The organism is Echinicola pacifica DSM 19836 (assembly GCF_000373245.1).
GTDB lineage: Bacteria > Bacteroidota > Bacteroidia > Cytophagales > Cyclobacteriaceae > Echinicola > Echinicola pacifica.
This window is the reverse complement of sequence record NZ_KB890754.1, coordinates 220,696-246,560: the sequence shown is the minus strand read 5'-3', so window position 1 is coordinate 246,560 and position 25,865 is coordinate 220,696. Positions and strand designations below refer to the sequence as shown.

At 44.9% G+C, this 25,865-nt stretch carries 19 protein-coding genes and 1 riboswitch; of the genes, 17 read left to right on the top strand and 2 right to left on the bottom strand.

Annotated elements, in window-relative coordinates:
- Positions 1–3: 3 nt before the first annotated feature.
- Both B050_RS0114915 and B050_RS0114905 read right to left on the bottom strand, forming a co-directional pair.
- Entirely contained in the window at positions 4–3,159 is a 3,156-nt protein-coding gene (locus B050_RS0114915) for a SusC/RagA family TonB-linked outer membrane protein (protein WP_018474741.1), read from the bottom strand.
- A gap of 568 nt (positions 3,160–3,727) precedes the next feature.
- A complete protein-coding gene (locus tag B050_RS0114905) occupies positions 3,728–7,858 on the bottom strand; it encodes a hybrid sensor histidine kinase/response regulator transcription factor (RefSeq protein WP_018474739.1) in 4,131 nt (1,376 codons plus the stop codon).
- A 216-nt stretch (positions 7,859–8,074) separates the two neighbouring features.
- Positions 8,075–8,283, top strand: a riboswitch (cobalamin riboswitch).
- Between the two features lie 188 nt (positions 8,284–8,471).
- Between B050_RS0114905 and B050_RS0114900 the strand changes: the two genes are divergently transcribed.
- The 17 genes from B050_RS0114900 (at position 8,472) to B050_RS0114815 (ending at position 25,784) form a co-directional block, all read left to right on the top strand.
- The gene (locus tag B050_RS0114900; protein WP_052308754.1) at positions 8,472–10,379 is read left to right on the top strand and encodes a TonB-dependent receptor plug domain-containing protein; all 1,908 of its coding nucleotides are present in this window, start codon (positions 8,472–8,474) and stop codon (positions 10,377–10,379) included.
- A 7-nt stretch (positions 10,380–10,386) separates the two neighbouring features.
- Positions 10,387–10,737, top strand: coding sequence for a DUF5522 domain-containing protein (locus B050_RS0114895; RefSeq protein WP_018474737.1), 351 nt, complete (start codon positions 10,387–10,389; stop codon positions 10,735–10,737).
- Positions 10,734–11,243, top strand: coding sequence for a bifunctional adenosylcobinamide kinase/adenosylcobinamide-phosphate guanylyltransferase (locus B050_RS0114890; protein ID WP_018474736.1), 510 nt, complete (start codon positions 10,734–10,736; stop codon positions 11,241–11,243). Before B050_RS0114895 ends, B050_RS0114890 begins: the two co-directional genes overlap by 4 nt.
- 48 nt (positions 11,244–11,291) lie before the next feature.
- Positions 11,292–12,026, top strand: coding sequence for a Dph6-related ATP pyrophosphatase (locus B050_RS0114885; RefSeq protein WP_018474735.1), 735 nt, complete (start codon positions 11,292–11,294; stop codon positions 12,024–12,026).
- On the top strand, positions 12,013–13,059 hold the full coding sequence (gene cobT / locus B050_RS0114880) for a nicotinate-nucleotide--dimethylbenzimidazole phosphoribosyltransferase (RefSeq protein ID WP_018474734.1): 1,047 nt from the start codon (positions 12,013–12,015) through the stop codon (positions 13,057–13,059). Before B050_RS0114885 ends, cobT begins: the two co-directional genes overlap by 14 nt.
- Before the next feature lie 26 nt (positions 13,060–13,085).
- Positions 13,086–13,892: an adenosylcobinamide-GDP ribazoletransferase gene (locus tag B050_RS0114875; RefSeq protein WP_018474733.1), complete on the top strand. Its 807-nt coding sequence runs from the start codon at positions 13,086–13,088 to the stop codon at positions 13,890–13,892.
- Positions 13,877–14,449, top strand: a complete 573-nt coding sequence (gene cobC / locus B050_RS0114870) for an alpha-ribazole phosphatase (RefSeq protein ID WP_018474732.1) — start codon at positions 13,877–13,879, stop codon at positions 14,447–14,449. The genes B050_RS0114875 and cobC overlap by 16 nt, the downstream gene beginning before the upstream one ends.
- A 565-nt stretch (positions 14,450–15,014) precedes the next feature.
- Positions 15,015–16,445 carry a YfaP family protein gene (locus tag B050_RS22950; protein ID WP_157492821.1) on the top strand — a complete coding sequence of 477 codons (1,431 nt, stop codon included), beginning with the start codon at positions 15,015–15,017 and terminating at the stop codon, positions 16,443–16,445.
- Positions 16,446–16,967: 522 nt separating this feature from the next.
- A complete protein-coding gene (locus B050_RS0114860) occupies positions 16,968–17,804 on the top strand; it encodes an ABC transporter ATP-binding protein (protein ID WP_044202615.1) in 837 nt (278 codons plus the stop codon).
- A gap of 4 nt (positions 17,805–17,808) precedes the next feature.
- On the top strand, positions 17,809–18,669 hold the full coding sequence (locus tag B050_RS0114855; RefSeq protein WP_157492820.1) for a hypothetical protein: 861 nt from the start codon (positions 17,809–17,811) through the stop codon (positions 18,667–18,669).
- A 1-nt stretch (position 18,670) separates the two neighbouring features.
- The gene (locus B050_RS0114850; RefSeq protein WP_018474728.1) at positions 18,671–19,051 is read left to right on the top strand and encodes a GntR family transcriptional regulator; all 381 of its coding nucleotides are present in this window, start codon (positions 18,671–18,673) and stop codon (positions 19,049–19,051) included.
- Entirely contained in the window at positions 19,035–19,697 is a 663-nt protein-coding gene (locus B050_RS0114845) for a hypothetical protein (protein WP_018474727.1), read from the top strand. The genes B050_RS0114850 and B050_RS0114845 overlap by 17 nt, the downstream gene beginning before the upstream one ends.
- Before the next feature lie 354 nt (positions 19,698–20,051).
- Positions 20,052–20,678 (top strand): HPP family protein, encoded by a 627-nt coding sequence (locus B050_RS0114835; RefSeq protein WP_018474725.1) that lies wholly within the window; start codon positions 20,052–20,054, stop codon positions 20,676–20,678.
- Between the two features lie 248 nt (positions 20,679–20,926).
- Positions 20,927–21,829 carry an NAD(P)/FAD-dependent oxidoreductase gene (locus tag B050_RS0114830; protein ID WP_018474724.1) on the top strand — a complete coding sequence of 301 codons (903 nt, stop codon included), beginning with the start codon at positions 20,927–20,929 and terminating at the stop codon, positions 21,827–21,829.
- A 340-nt stretch (positions 21,830–22,169) separates the two neighbouring features.
- Positions 22,170–22,655 (top strand): YchJ family protein, encoded by a 486-nt coding sequence (locus B050_RS0114825; protein ID WP_018474723.1) that lies wholly within the window; start codon positions 22,170–22,172, stop codon positions 22,653–22,655.
- Between the two features lie 71 nt (positions 22,656–22,726).
- The gene (locus tag B050_RS0114820; protein ID WP_018474722.1) at positions 22,727–25,084 is read left to right on the top strand and encodes a type IA DNA topoisomerase; all 2,358 of its coding nucleotides are present in this window, start codon (positions 22,727–22,729) and stop codon (positions 25,082–25,084) included.
- 313 nt (positions 25,085–25,397) lie between these two features.
- A complete protein-coding gene (locus tag B050_RS0114815) occupies positions 25,398–25,784 on the top strand; it encodes a response regulator (RefSeq protein ID WP_018474721.1) in 387 nt (128 codons plus the stop codon).
- Positions 25,785–25,865 lie beyond the last annotated feature (81 nt).

Sequence of the window (25,865 nt, the reverse complement as noted above, 5' to 3'; positions counted from 1 at the left end):
TAATTAGAAATCAATCCCTAGGCTTAAGTTATACATACGTGTGGAAGGATATCTGCCGTAATCCACGCCGATAAGCTGCTTACTTGCCTCCACATTATTGCCCACATAGGCTCCCACCTCTGGGTCATAGCCCTTGTACTTGGTCCAGGTCGCCACATTCTGCATCCCAAAAGAAAGTCTAGCTCCACGAATGACATTTTGCCATCCTAGGATTTGCTTGTTGAACTCATAGCTCAGGTTAATATTCTTTAGCCTTATATAGGAGCCATCCTCCACAAAACGGTCACTGATTCGATTGCCATTTCCATTCGGATCACTCACTGTGATTCTAGGGATATCAGTATTGGGATTGGCCAAATAGGGATTTCCATCATCGTCCGTCTCCACCCGAGCATACTCAAAGGTCTCCACCAACAGGTTTCGGCCTAGATTTATATTATTAGGGTTGGTATTATAGAATCGGGAATAGTTAAATACATCTGCCCCCAAGGCTCCTAATAATAATATGTCCAGTTTGAACCCCTTGTACTCCAGAGTTTGGGTGGTACCAAAGGTGAATTTTGGCCAAGGATTACCGATAAACGTTTGATCCCGCTCATCGATAATATTATCACCGTTTTGGTCTTTATATTTTACGTCTCCCACCCAGATATCATCTTCACTGATCGGTAGGCGCTGCCCGTTATTGTCTGCCGGAATGGCACTCCCCTCGATCTCTTCCACCGACTGGAATATACCCTCATATTCATAGCCATAAAACAACCATGGGGATCTTCCTACTACAGCTCGCTGTGTGAAATCATTCATATACCAGGCCGTACGATCGATGAAGGCTGACTCACTATAAAACTTGGTTACCTCCGTTTTGAAGCCAGAAAAGTTGAAGTTGGAAGTCCAGCGGAAGGTACTGGCACGGTTGTCAATATTGATGGTGTTGATCGTGAAAGCATATCCACTATTCTCCAATGCACCAATATTCACCGTAGGTGTACCTATGCTTCCTTCGCCCTCTGTGCCCATATACCAAGGCAGTGGATTGGGCAATAGCAGGTTGTCAGTGACTTTCTTATAGATATCGCCTTCGATCTGCAGGCGATTATTAAACATATTCAAATTGAAACCTAAATTATAGGTCTGTGTTTCTTCCCATGCGAGCTCTGGATTACCATACCTAGTGACTAAGAATCCTCCTCCCCAAGGGGTAGGGACACTGGGTGAGCTGAGCGGGGCATAGATTGCATTGGCACTGCCTTGATTTCCGGTAAGGCCAGTTTCTAACCTTATCTTCAATTCGTCAATCTGCTCAATTCCCTTCATGAAGTTTTCCTCAGACGCTCTCCAAGCCGCGGAGATGGAAGGAAAATATCCCCAGCGGTTTTCCGGACCGAAGTTCGCCGACCCATCCGCTCTCAATGCCGCCAGAATAATGTATCTATCATCGTAAATATAATTTAGCCGGCCTAGGTAGGACTCCATTGCCCACTGGTTCTTATTGCCGGCATTGGTAGCTCCCTGGGAGGATCCTAAGCCCAGCACAGGAAGATCATTGGAAGTAAAGTTCTGTCTCGACCCCTCGATAGACTGCCAGTTGGATTCCTGAGCCTCGTGGGTAAACATGGCGGTGAAGTCATGCTTATCAATGGTTTTATTATAGGTAAGGGTCTGCGACCAATTCCAGTAAAAGCTATTTTCGGCCTTATTGGACAAACTATTCACATCATTTCGAACGGATCCAAGGGTATAAGTTGGGGTCCAAAAAGTACCATTAGCATAGTTGATATTACCATTGAGCTGGGAGGTGAATGTCAATCCCTCCATTACACGAATATTCACATTGATCCCACCAAGGGCACCTCTTCGCTTAAATGAACGATCCAGGAGATTGGCAAGTGCGATGGGGTTTGGTGGTGTAAACTGCAAGCTGCTTCCATTCAGGCCATCTGCTCCACCCCAGCTGCCATCAGGATTTTGGACGGGGATATTTGGCGCCATTTGGATGGCATTATTGATGATATCACTGCTGCTGGTCGCCAGTTGCTCATCCGTCTCACTGAGTGCCAGGTTTACCCCGATAGTCAGCCAGTCCCGGACGTCATTGTCAAGGTTTAGCCTTAAGCTGTACCGCTCAAAACCTGAGCCCTGGGCCACCCCTTCCTGGTTAAAGTACTCGCCCGAGAGGTAGTATTTGGTCGCTTCATTTCCTCCGCTGAGGCTCAGTGCGTGCTTGTTTAGCGCTGCGGTCTTGAAGAGTGCATCCTGCCAGTCGGTCCCTTCGCCCAGGAGGCTCGGATCCAGGAATGCTGCCGGGGATGATCCACCTGTCAGCTCTCTGATAGTATTGGTCATTTCAGCATATTGGCGTAGGTTCATCACATCTAGCTCTTCGGGCTTATCCTGTAAGCTATAGAGATAGGTATAATTGATATTCGTCTGTCCTGCCTTACCCCGCTTGGTCGTGATGAGCACCACCCCATTGGTGGCTCGGGATCCATAGATGGCTGTAGCGGAAGGTCCTTGGAGGATCTCCATGGATTCTATATCACTGGGATTCAGCCCTGCCAGCGGGTTGGTGCTGGAGGTGGGTCCATAGGATACGGTATTCGGCTGGATCTGCACGCCATCCACCACATACAGCGGCTCGTTGCTTCCTCCGATGGAATTGACCCCGCGGATATTAACGGATAGCCCTCCTCCCGGCGCACCGGTATTTTTGGTCACATATACCCCGGCAGCACGACCTTGTATCGCCTGCTCCAAAGTGGTATTTACGGTCTTTTCGATCGCATCTGCTGAGACCGTCACATGGGCGCTGGTCATATCTGCCTTCTTCATGGTGCCATAGCCGACCACGACAAATTCATCCAGATTGGAAACATCTTCCTCGAGGGAGATATTGATGACACTTTGATTGCCCACCGTAGCTTCCTGAGTAGCATACCCGAGGGAGCGATAGATTAGCTCATCCTCAGAATTTACCGTGATAGTATAATTCCCTTCCAGGTTGGTGGTCACGCCTTTGGTGGTCCCTTTGATCAGGATGCTGACCCCGGGGATGGCTTCCCCTCCTTTGGCCGAGCTCACCTTACCGGTCACCGTGACCTGAGCGTAAGTGATTCCTGTCAATAACAACAGAAACCCTAGCAGTAAGCATTTTTTCATAATTTATCAGGTTTATTTATTGGGTTATTAAAATGGAAAAAAGTGTCCCTGACATAGCGCTGCCAGAAACACTTATTCAATAGGTGTAATAGGTATTAGAAATTTCAGTGGGAGAATAAGAAGGTCTGGCTTCACACTCACGATTCACCGATATACATCTCGCTATCTGGAGATGCCTCATCGGAAACATATAAAGTAAGACATTAGAAAGGACTGAAGTATAGCCAATCCTCGGGAGAATTCGTTCGGTTATGTTCTGCATATTGGGTTTAGGTTAATTTCCTAATCTAATGTACCATGAAGGAAAAAATATCAGGGTGATGAAATGTTTATTTGATGGGGTACAAATGTTAACAATGCTTAAAAACCCATTCAAGGCCGTTTTCAGGGAGTATTATGCATGATTTTTAGAGAAAAAATTTTGAGATCAAAATCTAAAATTGGTAATCTATACAAGTTTGTCGAAGTCCCGGTCCTCCTGACAGCAGAGTATCTACCTGCCACTACTCCCTTTTACTCCCTTTTCCAGCCCATTATCACCTGCCTTTGGCAAAGCCCTATTCCACTATTAATCGTCCTCTGCTTCATCGCCATTTTCAGAAATAGCATAAGGCTGCTTGGCATATACTGAAGGAATCACCTTATACCTCGCTTTGAAGTGTTTGGTGAAATACTTGGCATTGGTATAGCCTACTTCATAGGCTACTTCGGAAACATTGAGTTGGTTTTGCTGCAGTAGCTGTGCTGCGCGCTCCAGGCGAATGAGCCGGATAAATTCCAGCGGCTTCTGCCCTGTCAGTGAGGTGAGCTTCTTATACAGGTGCACTCGGCTCATCGCCAGCTCACTGCTGAGCATCTCCACAGATAGCTCAGGATTATCCATATTGTCTTCCACTATTTTTACCGCCTTCTGAATGAGCTTATCATCCATAGATTCCAGCTGCACTTCACTGGTGATGACGCCTATCCGCTTCTGAAAACGCTCCTGAAGCAACTGCCTTTCTGCCAGAAGATTTCTTATTCTTAGCATTAATAGCTCCACCTTGAAGGGCTTAGTGATATAGTGATTTGCCCCGCTGTCGAGCCCTTCCAGCTGTTTCTCCTCGGAGGTCTTGGCCGTCAGCAGGATGATGGGAATATGAGAGGTACGCAGGTCATGTTTCAGCAGCTGGCATAGCTCCACCCCTGTCTTACCAGGCATCATGATATCACTTATGATCAGATCTGGAATATGCTGAAAGGCTTGTTTTTCACCTTCTATACCATTTGGGGCGGTGATGACGGCATACTCTTCCACCAGCACTCCTTTGAGGTAATGGATAAATTCTTCATTGTCCTCCACCAAAAGGATGGTCTTCCTATCACTGTCAGCTTCCCATTCTTCCCTATATTCTTCCTCCTCCATGCCCGGACTAAGCGCCTCCACGGGCAGGGAAATAGTGAAAACACTTCCTTTTCCCAGTTGGCTTTTCAGCCTGATAGTGCCTCCGTGCAGTCGGGTAAACTCCCTGACTATGCTCAGACCGATACCACTTCCCTGATTGAGCGAATCACTGGGAGCTTGGCCCGTAAAGTACCGCTCAAAAATCTGCTGCTGGTCCTCCTCGCTTATCCCCATTCCAGTATCAGCGACCTCTATAGTTAAGGTGCCCTTTGGTTTCTCCTCCGGAGAATACTGAACATTCACCTTGATCTGACCACCCTCATCAGTAAACTTAAATGCATTGGAAAGCAGGTTAAACATTATCTTCTCTAGCTTATCCGCATCAAAATTGGTAAAAAGCAGCTCTATATCCGACTGGAATTCCAACTGGATATGCTTCTTGGTCGATAAGTCCTCAAAGGAGGTGGTGGTTTCCTCCAGGAAGCGTATGATATTCCCCTCCAAAGGCTGGAGCTCCACCCCTTCGGTCTCGATTTTCTTGATATCCAGAAGTTGATTGATCAGGTTCATGAGTCTCCTGGCATTTCGCTGGATCGTAAGATAATGATGCTTATCTTTATCGGCATGCTGGTCGGAAAGGAGCTTCTCGATGGGGGTCAGGATCAGCGTAAGTGGAGTGCGGAACTCATGGCTGACATTAGTAAAAAAGCGAGTTTTCATCCTATCCATCTCATGCATTCTTCTGGCTTCTTGCCGGTCTTGCTCCAGCTGAAGCCGCACCTTTTCTCTAGAGATAATTTCCCGCTGGATGATGATGATGATAGCTATGCCCAGCAATATATATATCAGAAAAGCCAATGGGGTTTGCCAAAAAGGCGCAAGCACCTCTATCTGCACCATCGCTGCCTCATCTGCCCACACCCCATCATTATTAGAGGCCTTGACCTTAAACACATAATTTCCAGGATCCAAGTTGGTATAAATGGCCTTGGTCACCCCATCCTTTACTTCCACCCAGTCATTATCAAAACCTTCCAGCTGGTATTTATAGGTATTTTTGGAGGAATGGATATAATTCAATGCCGAAAATTCCAGCGAAATCACATCTTCATGGTGTTTCAGGGTGATCTTATCGGTAAGCGTGATGCTCTTATCAAATAATACCCTTCCAGAAACTTCCCCTCCTATAGGCACATTTTTATTGAACAACTGAAAGCCCGTCAACACTACCCGAGGCTTCTCCTGATTGATCTTTACCTGCTCGGGATAAAAAATATTATAGCCATTGGCTCCGCCAAAAATCAATTCGCCCCGGCTGGTTTTCAAGGCAGAGTTTTCATTAAACGCATTCCCCTGCAAGCCATCACCCATACCAAAATTCCGGAATTGTATAGTTGGTATGCTTCCTGACCTATCCACCAATGCCTGACTCAAGCCCCTCGTGGTGCTGAGCCACAGGTGTCCCTCCTCATCTTCCAATACCTTAAATATATGATCGGAAGGCAGTCCATCTTTTTCGGAGAAATTGGTGAATTTCTGATTTCTATGATCATAATAACTCAAACCCTGCGTCGTGGCCACCCATACTCCATTTTGGCTGTCTTCATAGATGTCAAGGACATTGTCTCCCACTAGTGTGCTGGTATCTCCCACCAGGTGATTATAATAATTCGCCGATCCATTTTTGAAGTTTACCACATCGATGCCATTTCCTCCGCCGATCCATAAGTTGCCAAGGTGATCCTGCTGGATGGCTGAGATATAATTGCAATGCAGGTAATAAGAACCCATATTCTGCTGATAATGGAGGAAACCATCGGTCTCAGGCTCGTATCTTTCCAAGCCATTGCGCAGGGTACCTATCCATATATTCCCCTCCTTATCCTCATACAGCTCCCAGATACTTTCTCCGGCGAGGCTGGAGGCATTCCCAGCCTGGGGTTTATAGTTGGTGAAGGTATCCTCCTCCAACTTGCTCAAGCCTGTCAGATAAGTTCCTATCCAAAGTCTCCCCTTGCTGTCCATCAGTAAGTCCACAATTATATCTCCTGCCAGGCTATGAGGATTGTCTTTTTGATGCTTATATACGGTGTATTTCTGGCTGGCTCGATCGTAATGGATCAGGCCATTTCCATTAGTACCAATATAAAAATTGCCCTGGGCATCCTCCACCATACAGTTGATATCATCATAGGGAAGTGAGCGGCTGCTGGTAAGGCTATGCTGGATATGGGGGAAGCGAACTAGCTTTTCATTATAGAAATTGATGCCATTCTTAAAAGTACCTACCCAGACCACGCCTGATCGGTCTTTGAACAGTGCATATACGCTATTTTGGGCCAGGCTGTGGGGATTTTCTGCCTCATGATTGATAAACTGGACCGTCCGACTGTCCTTATCTATGATATTTATTCCACCATGGTCTGTCCCCACCCAGATTTCTCCAGGTTTATTCTCGATGATGCCCCTTACCTGATCATTATTTAGCTTGATATAGGAGGAATTTTTATAAATATGCTGCATCCTATCAGCCTGACGATCATAATAATAAAGCCCACCGCCATTTTCATAGCGATACAGCCACACATCATCCTCGCTATCGATGAAGATCTTAAAGTCATCGGTCAGGAGATCATGCTCCATATCCAACAGCTCGATCCTACGCTTTACGGCTAGCTGGATAGGATCCAGGATATCAATCGCCCCATTGGCATATACCAGCCAGTATTCCCCAGCGCTATTTTCGGCAATGGCTGAAATCGAATTAAAACTCAGGCTGCGGGGCTTCTCCGGCTCATGCTGAAGGTACACAGTGGTATTGGACTTGGGATCATAGATGCTCAGTCCCTTATTGGGGTGGGCAAACCACATTCTTCCTCCACGGTCCAAATAAACGAAATTGATCTGCTCCGACTGCCACTTATAGTGGCGAGCATAGGGTGATAGGTCGGCATGGAAAGTTTCCGTGGTCCCCTCATACACCTCAAAATTATTATTACGATTGAGCAACCATAGTTGTCCGTCCAGCCCCGGCATGATCTTCCTTATGCTTATTTCCTGAAGGGAAGTGCTATCATTCGGTTCATTCTTAAATATTTTGAAGCCCCTGCCATCATAGCGGTTAAGACCAGAATTGGTTGCTACCCATAGGAAGCCCACGCTATCCTGATAGATATCCGTCACATTATTATTAGACAAACCCTGCTCCACGGTGAGTGCGGCAAAAAGGTAGTCTCCCCCAGCGGAAGATTTCTGCTGAGCCTGGCCGCTGATCAGGAAGATCATAAGCAAAGCAAAGGTAAAAGGTGCTTTCATATCGGTTATTGGGCAAATGGACGATGAACAATATATGGTAAGTTTTACTAGCAGTCAATTATTTTCACCTACATCTATCAGTAAAAAATCTATTTAGGCTTTTAATGAAACTATTTGAACGAGTAAAATTCAGGATTTCAGCCTGCTATCTTTTGCTACCTAGATATAAATCAGTAATCATGGAAAGTATTAGGTGATATTCAAGACCAATTCCTTATCTTTGCGCAAGTTTTTGGTACCCCTAGCCTTCATAAAGGCGGGGTTTAATAGGGAATTCGGTGCAAAACCGAAACTGTACCCGCAGCTGTAAGCTTCCAAAAAACTTCTGGTAATAAACCACTGTCTGCACCGATTATGATCGGCAAAGATGGGAAGGAGCCAGAAGTGAAGTGAGTCAGAAGACCTGCCATCAATTTAATTTTCAGAGCTTTCGGGTGAAAAGCCATGAAACCATCCCAATATCTGTGTGGGCAGTTCTCGCTGTCGTCCGGATAGTGGCGGTTCCGTAGGATGATCCATCATCTTATGAAAACCCTCCTTAGCGCTAAGGTCGGTTTTAGTATTTCTCCAGAAAGTTCATAGTGTTTTATTATTCAAACTCATTAGTCACGCTATGAACAAAAATTTATTCTCCATTTTCATTACTAAGAAATCCGTCTTAGTAAGCAGCCTCCTTAGCAGCATGTGCCTCTCGGGCGCCGCTTGGGCACAGGATACCCAGGACCTTGATGAAGTGCTGGTGACTGGAACAAAATTCGAAATTCCTGCCGAAAAATCAGGAAAAACCATCTACAAACTCAGCGAAAAGGACATCCGTCAAAATGCCGGTAAAACCGTTGCTGACCTGCTAAATGAAGTTCCTGGCGTTCAAATCGATGGTAATTTCAGTTCTCCTGGAACCAATATCAGTTATTTTGTGAGAGGAGCGAGCAGCAAAAACACCCTTATCCTTATCGACGGCAGTCCCATCAATGATCCCTCCGGCGCTTCTGCGACATTTGACCTCAGGCTGCTGTCTGTGGACCAGGTGGAATCTATAGAAATCCTAAAAGGAGGTCTGAGCACCCTATACGGCACAGGAGCCTCCGCCGCAGTGATCAATATCAAGCTCAAAGACGCCAAATCGGGATCTCCACTGGCAGGCACCGTCGATTTTAGCGGTGGATCCTTCAACACTTATAAAGGCAATATCAGCCTTTCTGGCAGCAGCGAAAAGCTGAAATACATGGTTTCTGGCGGGCTTTTTCACTCCCAGGGATTTAGCTCTGCCTCTGACGAGCAGTCAGATGTGGCTTTTGGGAAAGATGGTATGGATCGCAAAAACGCCTTAGTAAAATTGGGTTATCAGGTTACCGAGCGCTTTTCGGTGGACTTCCTCAGTGGCTATGATGATATGAAGGCCGATTATGATGATGGTCCCTTCCTAGATGCTTCTAACCACCAGGTCGGTGAGCAGTTTCGTATAGGCCTTACGCCAACTTACCAATATGACAAGGGGAATATTAAACTCCGCGCCTTATATAATACGAATGATCGGGAGTTTTATAGCGCTTACCCATCCAGCTATAAAGGCAGAAATCTGCAATTGGACCTGACGCAGGAGCATCAGCTGGCGCCAGGGCTTAAGGCGCTGTGGGGGCTAAACTTGCAGGAATTAAGCTACGAACAACCAGGGCAGTTGGAATTTGACAACAACAGCTTCACGATTTTTGACCCTTATGCATCGGTATTTTATGAAGCCGAGAGTGGCTTTAATCTTCATGCTGGAGCAAGGGTAAACACCCACTCCGCCTACGATGCCAAGTTTATCTATAATGTCAACCCTAGCTATAATTTCCAGGTTTCCGATCAGGTTACTGCGAAAATCCTGGCTTCAGTATCCACTAGTTATTTGACGCCCACCTTATATCAGCTTCACTCGCCAGACTATGGCAATGAAGGCCTTAATCCTGAGGAATCCCTCAATTATGAGCAAGGAGTATCCTTCTATATAGGGCAAAGCTTCATCATCAACCTGGTACATTTTACACGTGATGAAAGAGATCCAATTGAATTTGTCTCCCTCTTTGATGCGGACAACAATTACCTGGGCGCCGAATACCAAAACACCACCGACCAACGCCGAGTGGAAGGTTTTGAGGCAGATTTCTCGTGGATTGCCAATGAGTTTTTAACTGTAAAAGCAAATTATGCGCATGTAAGCACCGATAAGCCGGAGTCTTTCTACCGCATTCCAGCCACCAAATGGGGGCTTGCTTTCAATACCCAGCCGGCTAAATTCACCGTCGTCAACCTTAAATACAACTTTACCAGCCAGAGAACCATATATGATTGGGGACAAGGTGAAGTGGAGCTTGACAGCTATGGACTAGCAGACTTATACCTCCAGCAAGGAGTCCTTCAGAATAAGTTGCAGCTTTTCGGAGGCGTGAACAACCTTCTGGATGAGGATTTTACTGCCATATACGGGTACACCACCCAGGGCAGAACGTTCAATTTAGGAGCGCGATACCAATTTTAGGTTAAGCATGGAAAAGCACTGCCCATCCTGCCAAAAAGCTTTTGCCTGCACCAAAGTATGTTGGTGCAGTGCTTTTCCTCCTATCTTACCCTTAGAAGAAAATGGCTCCTGCCTCTGCCCTGCCTGTTTGGCTCAAAAGATCAAAGAACATATTGCCATCAAGATGCAGGCGCTCGACCCGGACAGCATTCGTCAAATCCAACAGCTCGGCAAGCCCAGCTCCTTGATAGAGGGCATAGATTATACCATCAATGACCAGGGATTTTTTGTATTTTCGGCTTGGTATCTATTACGACAAGGAAAATGCTGCGGCAATGGCTGCACCAATTGCCCCTATCAAAACCTCAAGAAAGTATGATTCACTATATCACTGGCGGTGAGCGATCAGGCAAAAGCCGATATGCTCAGTTAGAAGCCGAAAAAAACTCCCAAACCCCTTTCTATCTGGCCACCTCGCGGATCTGGGATAAGGATTTTCAAAAACGAGTGAGCAGACACCAGTCCGATAGGGATCATCGCTGGACGACCATCGAGGAAGAGAAATTCCTCAGCAAGGTGGATATAAGCCATAAAACTGTGGTGCTGGATTGCATTACTTTATGGCTCACCAACTGGTATGCCGATCATAAAAGTGACCTGGCTGCCTGCCTGGAAGCATGCAAAAAAGAACTGGATCAGCTATTCCTTCAAGCGGAAGATAGCCACCTGATCATCATCAGCAATGAACTAGGAATGGGGCTACATGCCACTACAGAAGCTGGAAGAAAATTTACCGAATTGCAGGGCTGGATCAATCAGCATATCGCCCAAAATGCGGATAAGGCTACTTTTATGGTTTCTGGACTTCCTCTTAGTCTCAAATAACACCTCTATACTCCTGGTTTCATCGCCAGCCTACAAAACCCTAATCCTATGTACAAAAGTGTATTCAACTGGAGTGGTGGAAAGGACAGCGCGCTGGCCCTATACTATTGTCTCCAAGACCCCACCATTGAGATCAGCAGTCTGCTGACCACTGTCAGCCAACAGTACGAGCGCATCAGCATGCATGGCGTGCGGGTAAGTCTGCTAGAAGAGCAAGCCCGGCAATTGGGCTTACCGCTAAAAAAGATAATGGTGCCCGAAAACCCCGACATGAGCACCTATAATGAGCTGATGCAACAAAACCTGCTGGCCCTAAAATCCCAAGGTGTACAGGCCAGTATTTTTGGCGATATCTTTCTGGAAGACCTTAAGGCCTATAGAGAGCAGAAACTAGCCGAAGTCAATCTAAAAGGGCTTTTCCCCCTCTGGGGAAAGAAAACGGACCTGCTAATCCGTGAATTCCTGGAGCTGGGATTTAAGACCATCGTGGTATGCGGAAAGTCCCCAGACCTCCCTGAAGAATTTGTAGGGAGAACCATTGATAGGGATTTTTTGGCGGACTTACCCAAGCACATCGACCCCTGCGGGGAAAATGGCGAGTTCCATACCTTCGTATATGACGGGCCAATCTTCAAATCTCCCATTGATTTTACCTTAGGAGAAAAAGTCCTTCGCTCCTACCCCGCACCAAAGTCCGAGGACAGCTGCCATACCGAGCTACCAGCTCAGGATATTGGTTTTTATTTTCAAGATTTAATCCTCTCTCCCAATGATTCACTTTAATATCCCGGCGATCGACCAAGCACTTCTACCCGCCTTGCAGGCTAAAGTGGACAGCAAAACCAAACCCCTGGGCTCCTTGGGGAAGTTGGAAGAAATCGCCATCCAGCTAGGCCTCATCCAACAGCGCCTCCAGCCCCGGTTGCAGTCACCCCATTTATTGGTGTTTGCAGGGGACCATGGCATCGCCAAAGAAGGGATCGTCAACCCTTATCCTCAGGAAGTCACCCTACAGATGGTCCATAATTTCCTCCAGGGAGGTGCCGCAGTCAATGTCTTCGCTCGACAGCATAATATCCAGATGAAAGTGGTGGATGCTGGGGTGAATGGCAACCTGCAGCCTCATCAAGACCTGATTTCTGCTAAAATCGCCTATGGCACCAAAAACTATAGGGAAGAAGATGCCATGAGTCTGGAAGACTGCCACCGTGCCATCGCCAAAGGCGCAGAAATAGTCGAAATGATTAGCCAAAATGGCTGCAATATCATTGGATTTGGAGAAATGGGTATTGGAAACACCTCCTCTTCGGCGCTACTAATGCATTATATCACAGATATACCTCTGGAAAAGTGCATCGGAAAGGGCACGAGCACCAGTGATTCACAATATAAAACCAAGGTAAATCACTTAAAAAAGGTATTATTTAATCTTAATGGTATCGATTTAAAAGATTATTACCTATTATTGTCCAAAATAGGCGGCTTCGAAATAGCGCAAATGTGTGGGGGAATGCTCCGCGCGGCAGAACTTGGGATGACGATCATGGTAGATGGCTTTATTTCCAGCATCGCTGCACTTATTGCTTCTAAGCTTCATCCTACCCTGCTGAAGTACTGCATTTTTGTGCACTGCTCGGAGGAAAAAGGCCACCAAGCCTTACTGGAATATATGGGAGTCCAGGCCCTTTTAAGCTTAAATATGAGGCTGGGAGAAGGCTCCGGCATCGCCGTATGCTACCCCATCATCGACTCCGCCTGTCGATTCCTAAATGAGATGGCAAGCTTTGAGGATGCGGGTGTAAGCGATACCCATTGATTTAATCAACTAATAATAAACCCTTTATGAAAACCGAAATCAGAGCTTTCTTCACCGCACTGATGTTTTATACCCGCATCCCATGTCCCAAATGGGTGGATCATTCGGAAAAATATCTCAGAATATCACGAAAGTATTTTCCGCTCATCGGCCTATTGGTCGGAGGAATCGCAGGACTTACGCTGGTGGGGTTGGAGAAAATACTTCCCGTATCCATCGCAGTTATATTCAGCATGATCACTTCTATTTTGGTAACTGGCGCATTCCATGAGGATGGATTGGCAGATACCATGGATGGATTTGGTGGGGGCTGGACCAAAGAGAAGATCCTTGCGATCATGAAAGACAGTCGATTGGGGACCTTTGGTGCCATCAGCCTGATGATGGTGCTGATGGTTAAATACCTGCTGTTGGTGGAAATAGTAAAGTACTCCCAGGAAAACATCTTTAGTTTCGAGTTTTGCCAATGCCTTTTTGCTACCTACCTGTCAGGACATGCCATAAGTCGATTTATGGCCCTTACTTTTTTCAAAACGCATCAATATGCCAAAATGAACGATGAAATTGGCAGCAAATCCAAGCCGATAGCTAAAGGTCAATTCCCACTTACTGATCTATTCCTCGCAGCAATATTTGCCTTAATTCCCATGGCCTTATTCCAAAACTACCTTATGTTTCTCGCCCTTATCCCCTGCTTTTTGATCACCTGGATCCTGGGACGATGGTTTAATAAATGGATAGGTGGCTATACGGGAGATTGCTTAGGAGCAGTACAGCAAATCACCGAAGTCACCTTTTATATCAGCATTCTGACAATATGGATGTATTTCTAATTCGACATACCAGCCCAGCAATCGCTAAAGGTATCTGCTATGGGCAGACAGATATAGGGCTTAGAGAAGACTTCGATGAAGAAGCCGAGGCCATTCATGCCTTAATAGGTCAGCCAAAAGGCAAGTATGCCATATTTTCCAGCCCCTTGAGACGATGTACACTTTTAGCTGATCGCTTATTTCCCACCGTCATTTGGCATAGTGAACCCAGATTGATGGAATTAGATTTTGGTGCCTGGGAGATGGAGCAATGGGATGCTATTCCCTCTGGTGAACTATCAAAATGGATGGAGGATTTCGTTCAAGTCGCCTGCCCAGGTGGGGAATCTTATCGAGACCTTTACTCTCGATGCGTGGATTTCCTCAGCGATCTCCAGTCCATGTCCCTGGATCAGGTCTATATCATCAGCCATGCTGGCCCGATCAGAGCCATACATGCTTACCTTACTGACACGCGCCTGGAAGATTCCTTCTCTCTAAAGGTCCACTATGGAGAGGTGATAAGAATGGACTCCCTCCGGCCAGCAGGTGAAAATTGCTCCGCTCAAAAAAAATAAAACCTTCCATACACCCAATTCCCCTAGCGAATAATTCTCGGATCTTAGATCGCTAACCTTACCCTCCCCATTTGAATTCGACTCCCTACCAAAAATAGGTTGGCGAAAATTCATTGGCCCTTGCCTGCGTTTTTATTTATCTCATAAGTGATATACCAGCGGTCAGTGGAAGGTATATATAGCTTCCGAGCCTAATGAAGGGCTTTCGAAGCTTTGCATATTTCCATTTCTCTAATTTATTTTTCAGAATACAGCCCCGCTTTCAAGGCTGCGTCATAGTGCTTAAACCGGATTTTTAAAAAAAAAATAATGGAAGCGGGTTACTCTTGGGCGGTCTCCACATTAAGAGTACAAAACCGCTAGAATATGTCGTAAAGCAATTACTAAATGGAACCGTGAATACACGGTAAATATGACCCCGATTTTACTGGAGTTTACTTTTATATAACCTTTCTATAAAGTGCCTTAATGCTGGAATGATTCTCATAAATCCTCTAAACCACACCAAGAGTCGAATCTTCCCAAACTTTCACACTTCCATCTGTCATTTTAAAATTTAGAAATCATGAACAAATTTCCACTAGTACTAATTAGCCTGATGCTACTTCTAAATGCATGTAACAACGAAGAAAAAGTAGAACCCGATTCTGGATATCAAGTGGTTTTTTATGAACCAGATAATGCTGCCTTCTCCACTCATTCGATCCAAACTACCATCGTCAAAGATGATAGTCAACTGACTACCTTTGGCAATTTTGACTCTAAGGGTAATCCTATTACGATCTCGGAAGCCTATTTTTACTCCAAGCATACCAATGAGGAAACGGTGATTCTGCTTGACAAAAAAAGAAATCCAGCTTATTTATATTCCGTGGACCTGTCCAGTGGCACCAAAATGGCATCGCTGACGGAATTTGTGAATGTCGATGAAAACTCCTTCCTCGTCAGGATATATCATTATGACTGGGAAAGTAGAATAGGTACTCTGCTGTCAGAATCAAGCGTCAGCAAATCCTCTGGCCGATATGCGACCACCAAAGTATTTGAGGTGGATGATATGAGCCAACCTGCAGGAGCCAGCTCTAGAACTGACACGAAAGTGAATTCCTCCTTTGCCAGCCCTGTAAGCCGTATTGATCTGGAAATACAGCAGGATGAGAATGCGCCAATTGATCGTGGTAGTTCCCTGGGACCTTGGACTTATACCTTTAACCAGTTTAAGAATAACAATATCACCAAATGGATTATTCAGACACATTCCAGCGGAGACGGCATGGAAGGGACAGGCATTGAAGTGAGCAGCAGTACCACTTCCAACGCCAGGGGAGTAGCCATCTCCCAGGCAGGAAAAGGCATAGGAAATGCCTCCGTGGTGCTAAATACCATTTTTACCAATAGCTTTGCCTCTTTGACCAATTCTATAAAGGAGAAATTTCCAGCCATTAAAAATGGGGCCTGGAGGTCTGAAAATAACGTGGTGGAAAGAACCTTAGGAAACTCCGCTACCCTGACCCACTGGCTAAACTCCAATATGACCTTCGAGAGTGTGGAAGAACTGATGCAGTCCATCCGTGAAAACGAAACACTGATTAATCCCTTCAATATAAACGACCTGCCCGATCAAAATGGCCTATTGCAGATTAGCCTAAGCTGGGATACGAACCGTACAGACCTGGACCTACTCGTGGAAGACCCCTTTGGAGAAGTCGTTTCTTATGGCCATCCAGTAGCTCAATCCGGAGGATATATGGATCGAGATGATACCGATGGTTTTGGACCCGAAAATATCAACTGGAGTGGAGATATCCCAAATGGGGAATATAGAGTTTACGTTTACTACTTTGGGTGTAGCGATACTATTTGTCCTGCCACAAACTATAAAATCACAGTTTCTAATGGTCTTGGAGACACCACTGAGTTTGAAGGTGAGGTCCTGATCAGTGGAGAAAGGAGATTTGTGGCCAGCTTCACCCTTAGCGGTACTGAAATCTTATAAGATCTCCCTGGTCGGACAAAACCTTAGCTGGACCATGCCTATTCAAATGGCTGTACTAAATCAAGGTAGATTTGGTAGCCATTTGAGCCGCTAAGAGAAGAGATATCAAATTCTCCAAGGTCTAATTTAATTAGTACTGATTAACTAATCCGCATGGCTCAGACCAGCCTCCAAGGGGAGCAATGATCAGTATCCTTATCACCAATGGGGACCCTACTGTATCAGCGAAAAGAAGGCTTACCTCCTCTACTTTAATTTTTTAGGCTTACGAATAAGTCACCTCTTTTGATAAAACAAATGAGGTGACATTTTTTTTGAATTCTGCCTGAGCCTTAGGCCCTCAAACAGGGCCGTTCTCTGCTTTTAAAATACTTATCCCTGTTGCTTTCTAGACCGTTTTAGGATTATTAAACTGCTCTCATAACTTTTATTCTCGCAAAAGTGCCGTAGGTGATTAGGAAATCTGAAAATTAAATCATTATTTTACTGTCATAACACACTATGACACTAAAACACTGATATATGATTTTGTTAACACAAATGAGTTTTGCTTATCAGAAGAATAAGCCGCTTTTTGATCAGATGGATTGGCAGGTTGGTTCCGGTCAGGTAATAGGATTACTGGGCAAAAATGGCGCTGGGAAATCCACCTTATTGCGTTTATTAGCGGGCTTATTGAAGCCAAAATCCGGCGATATATCCATCCACGGTTACCGGCCCTTTGATCGGTCTCCGCTATTTCTTCAGGACATGATCATCCTTCCTGAGGAAAATTACCTACCTGATAAATCTTCTATTCAGCGATATATTAAGTCCATAGCGTCTTTTTACCCTGAGTTTGATCATGCAAAAATGGTAAGAATGCAGGAAGAATTTGACCTCCCTAAGGACCAAAAGCTTGGCAATATCTCATTTGGCCAACGGAAGAAGCTTCTGATCGCCATTGCTTTGGCATCTGGATGCAAGACCTTACTGCTCGATGAGCCCACCAATGGTCTGGATATTCCCTCCAAAAGTCTCTTTCGGAAAATAGTGACGGCCAACCTAAGGGATGATCAAACCATCATCATCAGCACCCATCAGGTAAAGGACGTCGAAAACCTCATTGACCGAGCGGTGATCGTCAATGATGGCAAGGTGATTTTTGATGAGGACATGCTAGCTATCAGTGACCAATGGTACTTTGGTCTCTCTTCCCTTCCTGATGCTGAAGCCGTCTATTCGGAGAAGAGCATGGGCGGATACCACTATATTACAGCACTCGGCCCAGGAAAGCAGCCTTCACAGATTTCTCTGGAATTATTATTTAATGCTGTAATCAACAAGCAACTACATTCTCCCCAACCACAAAATGCATAAGAATATGTCTCGTCAAAATGAACAATTTAGCCTTAGCCGCTTTATTAATTTATTGAAATACGACTTTAACACTAATCGCCTGCTTTATATTTTATTGATACCGGTGATCATGATAATTATTGGTGTCCTTTTTTGGTCAATATTTCCCTCCTATACCGAAACTATAAAGGGTCAAAATTTCCAACCCAGCTGGAATAAAGACTCTTATTACCCCTTTCTTATCTCGGGGTATATAATATTTGGGACCTTCATTGTCGGAAAGAGTTTCCCGTATTTCAAAAATAAACAGACCCTCACCACCTACCTCACTCTTCCAGCCTCCACCCTCGAAAAATTCCTTTTGCAGTGGGTATTGAGAATCATTGGTTTTTTGGTTATTTACCCCATTGTATTTCAGCTTACTACCAATCTGACGGTGGATCTATACCTAATGGTACAAAAAGCCAAGCTCAGCTCCATTGGTTTGCCCATGGAAAAACTGCCTACAATCCACAAGGCTTCCTTGCTTTCCTTCCTAGAAACCTCCGAAAAAAGTTATTTGATCCTTATCGTCACCTTAACAATTAGCTTCCTAGGAGTTTCCTTGCTTTTCTATTTAAGCACGATTTATAAGCAATGGAACATTATTTTTGGTCCGCTGACAGTGATGGCTTTGATATTTTTTATCATTTTATATATGATGTCCTTATCAAATATTGTGGTGGCGGATCAGGTTAAATTTTGGGATTTTAAATTAGAGTTGAATTATCCTACCGTTTTTGATGACCTTCCATTGATCTTGGTATCGACCCTTGTGATTGCAGGAGCGGCCTCCATTGCCTGCTGGATAGCAGCTTATTTTAGGTTAAAAGAAAAGGAGGTTTAAGATGGAATTTACAGAATCTAGAAATATATTTCTACAAATCGCAGATTGGGTTTGTGACCAAATCTTACAGGAGAAATTTGCACCAGGAGATCGCATCCCCTCCGTCAGGGAGCTGGCAGAGGAGATGGAGGTCAATCGTAATACCGTCATGAGGACCTATAGCACTCTTCAGGACCAAAAGATACTCGATAATAAGCGGGGCATCGGGTTCTTTGTGGCAGAAAATGCGCCGACACAGATTCATCAGCGCCAAAAGGCAGCATTTATCGAAAATGAACTCCCACAACTTATCCATAGGGTGAAGGTACTCAACCTAAACTATCAGGATCTAAAGCCATTGTTGAACGCACTTGAAGAAAACAAAAATGAAAACGAGCAATAAAGTAATATTCGGATTTTTACTGGCAGCCATCATGGTTCAGACCACCCTGATGGTCATCGCACATAATGTATCGCAGGATCGCCCTCCTGTGGCCGCCACGATTTTGCAGGAAGTGGAGTTGACAGACTCATTCACCACGCTGCATCTTCATATCAATGGGCATGTAAATATCACTGAGAGTCAGAAAAACCAACTAGTCATCAAGACTTACGATGAAAATGCATCCAAAAACTATCAAATTGATATTAAAAATGACACTTGCTTTGTCTATTCCGAGGCAAAAGAATATGTCACTCTGGATATCAACACTAATAAAATGAGGCAGCTCATCATTGATCAGGCTTCCTCTCTAGATATCAGAGGGAAATATGACTCTCTATGGGTCCACAATCACAAATCAAGGCTATCTATACAGCATAAGGATACTCGTATAAATTTCCTGCAACTCACTGCTACCGAACGGTCAAACAATAACCTACAAAATATCGGGGCTTTGGACCTATCTCTTGATCATTCTTCCCTTAATGGCAGCAATATCAACAACTTAACTTCCGATATTAGGAATAATAGTGACCTGAATATAGAGGGACTTCCCAATATTAATGGACTTAAAAAGGATGATAATTCAAAAATCAATTTTCATTAAACTCCAGTGTTACCATCATATTAATTGTAATTAAAAGAGTTAGAATGACTTATAGCAGTACTTTTTGATCACCCTACAAATAGTCTTTTTACCAAGCTAAATTAATTTCCCCCAGCCTTGACGCAGATAGTGCGCAGGACTGGGGGTTTTCTTTAAACATTGCGTCCACAGACCTCCTGCCGTCATCATACTCCTATTTAGCTTTGGTAAATGCTAGCGCAAAGCGTAATCTGGAAGGATGTCCATGCCCCTATCCCTCCTGAACTGCTAATTTCCGTAAAGAATTCCCTACTAAATCAGTAGAGATTAAAAAGGCTTTACTATTTTTGCAGGAATATTTAAAATAGCTCAGCATTGAAAAAAATCAACAGGGGGTACCGCAAAGCACGTTACGTAGTTTATAAGCAAACGATACTAAATCCAATTGATCATCTATGGACCTTTATTGGTGGTTTTTTAGGTATTGGTTGTATCGCTTTTATACAGGATGAATTATATCATTTTGCCCCTTTAGAGCAGGTATTTTTGATAGGCTCCTTTGGAGCATCGGCGGTGCTGGTATATGGAGCGACCAATAGCCCTCTTGCACAGCCTAGAAACCTCATTTTTGGCCATATGGTGAGCGCATTCATTGGCGTGAGCGTGGTGAAGACCATCGGCCATTTCGATATTTTCTGGCTTAGCTGCGCCATGGCAGTCTCTTTGGCGATCATTGCCATGCAAATGCTAAAAGCCATGCATCCTCCCGGTGGAGCCACCGCCCTGATCGCGGTGATTGGCTCTGCAAAAATCCAGGAACTAGGCTTTATCTATGTACTAAGCCCCGTCTTTACCGGCGCCTTAATCCTTCTTTTAGTAGCCTTATTGGTAAATAATGTCCCCAAAGACCGCCACTATCCCTATAATCCAAAGGTCTCCCCCTATATGAGCCGCCGCACCAAATACTGGTTGAATATTCGAAGAACCATCGGATTGAAATAATCTCCTCTATTCCTTCATTTTTTAACCTTAATACCTTAATTATCATGGCTCTGCTCTATCTCTGAGCCTTCCTCTCTCTTCTAATACCAGTGAACTGATTGGCTCTCAGCTTTCCAGCTTCTTTTATTAATCCCTTACTATCAATAGATTGCAGAATATTTTTACAACTATTTCCATTTATCGGGAATTATTTACTTATGCAACAGTGTTGCAATAATATACAAAATCTCTAAAGCTAATTGAATATTATGAAAACCAATACTCTAAAGGATGTGATCGTGATAGGAGGAAGTTATGCCGGCTTATCAGCGGGCATGGCGCTTGGCCGATCCCTCCGAGACACACTGATTATCGATGCTGGCAAGCCCTGCAACGCCCCTACGCCCCATTCTCATAATTTCCTCACTCAAGATGGCTCCACTCCAGCGGAGATCTCTTCCCTTGGTAAAGAGCAAGTTCTCCGCTACCCCAGCGTCAATTGGCTTTCTGATACGGTGGTGGACTGCCAGGCAGAAGGGGAAATGTTTAGGGTAAAAACCCAATCAGGTCAGGAATTTAGAGCCAAACGGATTCTATTTACCACAGGCATCAAGGACCTTATCCCGGAAATCCCGGGCTTCGAGGCATGCTGGGGAAAGTCGCTCATACACTGCCCTTATTGCCATGGATATGAGGTGAAGGGATTGCCTACGGCAATATTTTCGAATAGTGAAAAGGCTCTTCACTATGCTAATTTATTACCCAACTGGACTTCCGATTTGCGAATCCTCACCAATGGTCCCCTACAGATTCCTGCGGAAAGTGTGGAGATGATCCGTGAAAAATGTATTCCTATAATAGATAAAAGAATCAAGCGTCTGGAGCATGAAAATGGCCAAATACAGCAGGTCCTTTTCGAAGACGGCAGTACGCTTTCCCTTCCCGTCATCTATGCCGAGCTGCCCTTTGTCCAGACCAGTCCTCTGCCTGAGGCCCTGGGCTGTGCACTCAATGAGGGGGGATTCATTAGCGTCAATGAAATGCAGCAAACGACTGTTGCCGGCATCTATGCCGCAGGAGATAATTCCAGTCCTTTCCGTGCGGTTTCCAACGCCGTGGCTGCTGGCACCAAGGCGGGAGCTGTGATCAACTTCCAGCTGATGTCCAGCTAGAATACCCGCGGGTATAGAAAGGAATAGTTACTGAAATAATATTCATTTTGCCCCGAAGGGGCATAAACCATCTCGAAAACGAAGCACAAAAAGATACATGGGCTGCCTTGCTAAAAGGGAAGTTCATGTATCTTTGCATTTATAGCAATTTATGATTTTGAGGATCCCCAGCCACTTGACAAGACCTGAAAACCGCTATTCAAATGACGCTGGGATACAGAAAAGTAAGCGTAAGGATAAGTTCCCAAAAGCTAAAGACAAGCACCTGATTTTCAGAAGGTATTAGACAATTCATAAAATTCCCACCTGCTCAATTAGGCACCATTAAGATAGACTAAAAATGAAAATCACCGAATGTCCATGTGGTTCGGGCCAGCCACTGAGTCTCTGCTGTTTACCCTATATCCAGGGGCTCGATGCGCCAAATGCTGAGAAGCTGATGCGGTCCAGGTATTCTGCTTATGCGCTAAAAAACTATTCCTATATCCTATCCACAGCCTTGCCGACGGAAGATCCTTCCACAGCCTTAAGCTCCCTTCAGTCTTGGGCGGAGCCATTGACATGGACTAGGCTTCTGATCCTAAACACCGCCGAAGGTCACCCCACAGATCATAAAGGCATGGTGGAGTTTCAGGCGCATTATATAGACGAAGAGGGAGTTCCGCAAGTGCATCATGAGATCTCTAGTTTCATAAAGCAGCAGGGCGCGTGGAAATATGAAAAAGGGCAGTATCCAGATTCCATTGAGGCTCAAAGCACTAAGGTGGCCCGCAATGAACCCTGCCCCTGTGGAAGTGGCAAAAAGTATAAGAAATGTTGCGCTTAATAAGAAACCTTAGCTAATTTTATCCTAGGTTACAATGCCAAGACCCGACGAAAAGAGATCCATCCCCATTCATGAAAGTTTGTATAGCCGAAAAGCCAAGTGTTGCCAGAGAAATAGCCCAAGTTTTAGGAGCCAATAGCCGTAAAGACGGGTATTTTGAAGGAAATGGCTATCAGGTGACCTGGACTTTTGGGCATTTCTGTAGCCTCTATCCACCGGAGGATTATAATCCCTCCTGGAAGCGATGGGATCTCTATACCTTGCCCATGCTGCCTCAGCGATTTGAGACCAAGGTGATTCCTGACAATGGGGTCAAAAAGCAATTTAAAACTATACGAACGCTTCTTGCCAAGGCAGAAATGGTCATCAATTGTGGTGATGCAGGCCAGGAAGGGGAACTTATCCAACGCTGGGTTCTAAAGCAGGCTGAATATAAAGGACCTGTGCAGCGACTATGGATCTCCTCCCTGACCACCGAATCCATACAGACAGGCTTCCAAAACCTCAAACCTGCTGAGGAATTTGACAATTTATATTACGCAGGTAGCTCCCGCGCCATAGGGGACTGGCTCCTCGGCATGAATGCCACGCGATTATACACGCTGAAATACGGAGGCTATAAGCAGGTACTATCCATAGGCCGGGTCCAAACGCCCACCCTCGCCATGCTCGTCCAGCGGCATTATGAAATAGAAAACTTCAAACCGTCGCCCTATTGGGAATTGCAGACCCTCTATCGCGAAACCAAGTTTAACAGTACAGAAGGGAAATTTCTGCATAAGGAAGAAGGCGAAAAACTGCTAGAGAAAATCACTGGCAAAGACCTATTTATCACCAATATAGAGCAAAAGGAAGGAAAGGAATATGCACCAAAACTCTTTGACCTGACCAGTCTTCAGGTGTATTGCAACAATAAATTTAGTTTTACCGCAGACCAAACCCTCAAAATCGTCCAACGGCTTTATGAAATGAAGGTAGTCACCTACCCTAGGGTGGATACGACCTTTCTTCCCAATGATATGTACCCCAAAATCCCTGGAATCCTCAAGGGACTCCAGCATTATGCCCAATTTACTGCGCCGCTATTAGGCAAGAAAATCAAGAAATCACCCAAGGTATTTAATGACAAAAAAGTCACTGACCACCACGCTATCATCCCCACAGGAGAAGAAAAATCCCTGGGAAATGAAGAAAATAAGGTCTATGATATCATCGTAAGGAGGTTTTTGGCGGTATTCTATCCTGACTGTAAGGTGGCCAAAACTCAGGTGGATGCCGAGGTGGACCAGGTGCCCTTTACCGCCAAGGGAAAAGAAATCCTCTCGGAAGGATGGCGCGTATTATTCCCCAAAGAAACTAAGAAAAATAAGGAAGAAGAGGACTCCAAGGAGGAGGATGAAGAAGGAATCCTGCCCACCTTCGAGAAGGGTGAGCATGGCCCACATGAGCCAACTTTTGTGGAGAAAACCACCAAACCACCGAAAACCTATACGGAAGCTTCCCTCCTTCGGGCCATGGAAACCGCCGGCAAGCAAGTCGAAGATGAAGAACTTAGGGACCTCATGAAAGCCAACGGAATCGGCAGACCCTCCACCCGGGCGAGTATCATCGAGACCCTCTTCAAAAGGAAATACATAGAAAGGCGCAAGAAACAGGTGGTCCCCACCCCAGTGGGCATTCAGCTGATCGACACCATACAAAATGACCTCCTGAAATCCGCAGAACTTACGGGTCAATGGGAAAAAAACCTTAAGGAAATCGAAGAGGGAGAGTTCAGCGCCATTCGCTTCATAAATAATATGAAACAGATGGTACATGACCTCGTGCAGGAGGTGAAAAATGAGCATGGCAAACCAAAACTCAGCTCAGCCAGTCCTCCGCCCTCACCAAAATCCACTGCCAGCAAGTCCACGGCGAAGAAAACCAGCAAAGCTGGCAGCAAAAAAAACCTTAGCGAAGCTAGCTGCCCAAAATGTGGGCAAGGCAGCATCATCAAAGGCAAATCAGCCTATGGATGTAGCCAGTGGAAACAAGGCTGTAGCCTGAGGCTACCGATGAAATTCATGGATAAAAAGCTTTCTGACAATCAGGTTCTTCGCATAATCGAGAAAGGTGCCAGCACCAAACTGAAGGGCTTCACTCAAAATGGTGCTAAGGTGGATGGGATTATCAAACTCACGGAGGCCTATGATCTTGCCTTTGAAGGTAGCTCCGCAGTCGAAAAAACGGTGGAAACCAGCCCAGTAAAAAATCATATGCCCTCTTGCCCCAAATGCAAGAAAGGAACTTTGATTAAAGGCAATTCTGCCTATGGCTGCAGCGAGTGGAAAAGTGGCTGTGATTTCAGGTATTCTTTTGCTGATATCAAGCAAAAAGCCGCTGGGCAAGCCCTGACCAAAGAACTGGTCATGAAGATCATCAGCTCCTAAGCTCCAGCGATGGCGATATGAAGTAAGGCAAAGTAAGTCAAGTCTTTGACTATTTCGGGGATAATTTTATTAAAATTTTTATCAAAAAACCTAATAATTATTACACAATATAGGCTATATTACCTAATAAAATGGATTGTACAAGCGGTGTTAAAAGGTCAGAGACTGGTAACTTTTATCATAAACAAGGTACTTTAGGAGCTCTGATTTGGCATTCAAAACACTGCTTTTCATTCTTAAAACGATGAACTAATTTCATCTCTAAGCAATCTAGGAATGAGATCTATTACTCGCTTATTAAACGGATTTTTAGATGAATAGAATTAAAAGCCTTTGTGTCATCGATGATGATCCAATCTACACTTTTGGGGTTAAGAAAATCATCGAAATGGGCAATTTCGAAGTGGATGCTATATTTTATGAAAATGGCAAAGAAGCCTATGATGGCCTCATCGAAAAGCTAGAAAACGGCGAAAAACTCCCCGAATTGATCCTTTTGGATATCAATATGCCTATCTGGAATGGCTGGAGATTTCTGGATGAATTCCTGAAAAAACACCCCCAGCCAGATGTAATCATATATATTATATCGAGTTCCATTGACCCCAACGACACTCGAAAAGCGGATGAATACTCCGTGATCAAGAATTTTGTGGTGAAGCCTATTTCCATTCAGAAAGTGCAGGAAATACTTTCTTAGCAGTCTGAGAGAGAAAATACTTAACCCATTTCCTCCCCTACGAGGTTTATACCATAAAAAAGCCTCTTATTTGCGAGCTCG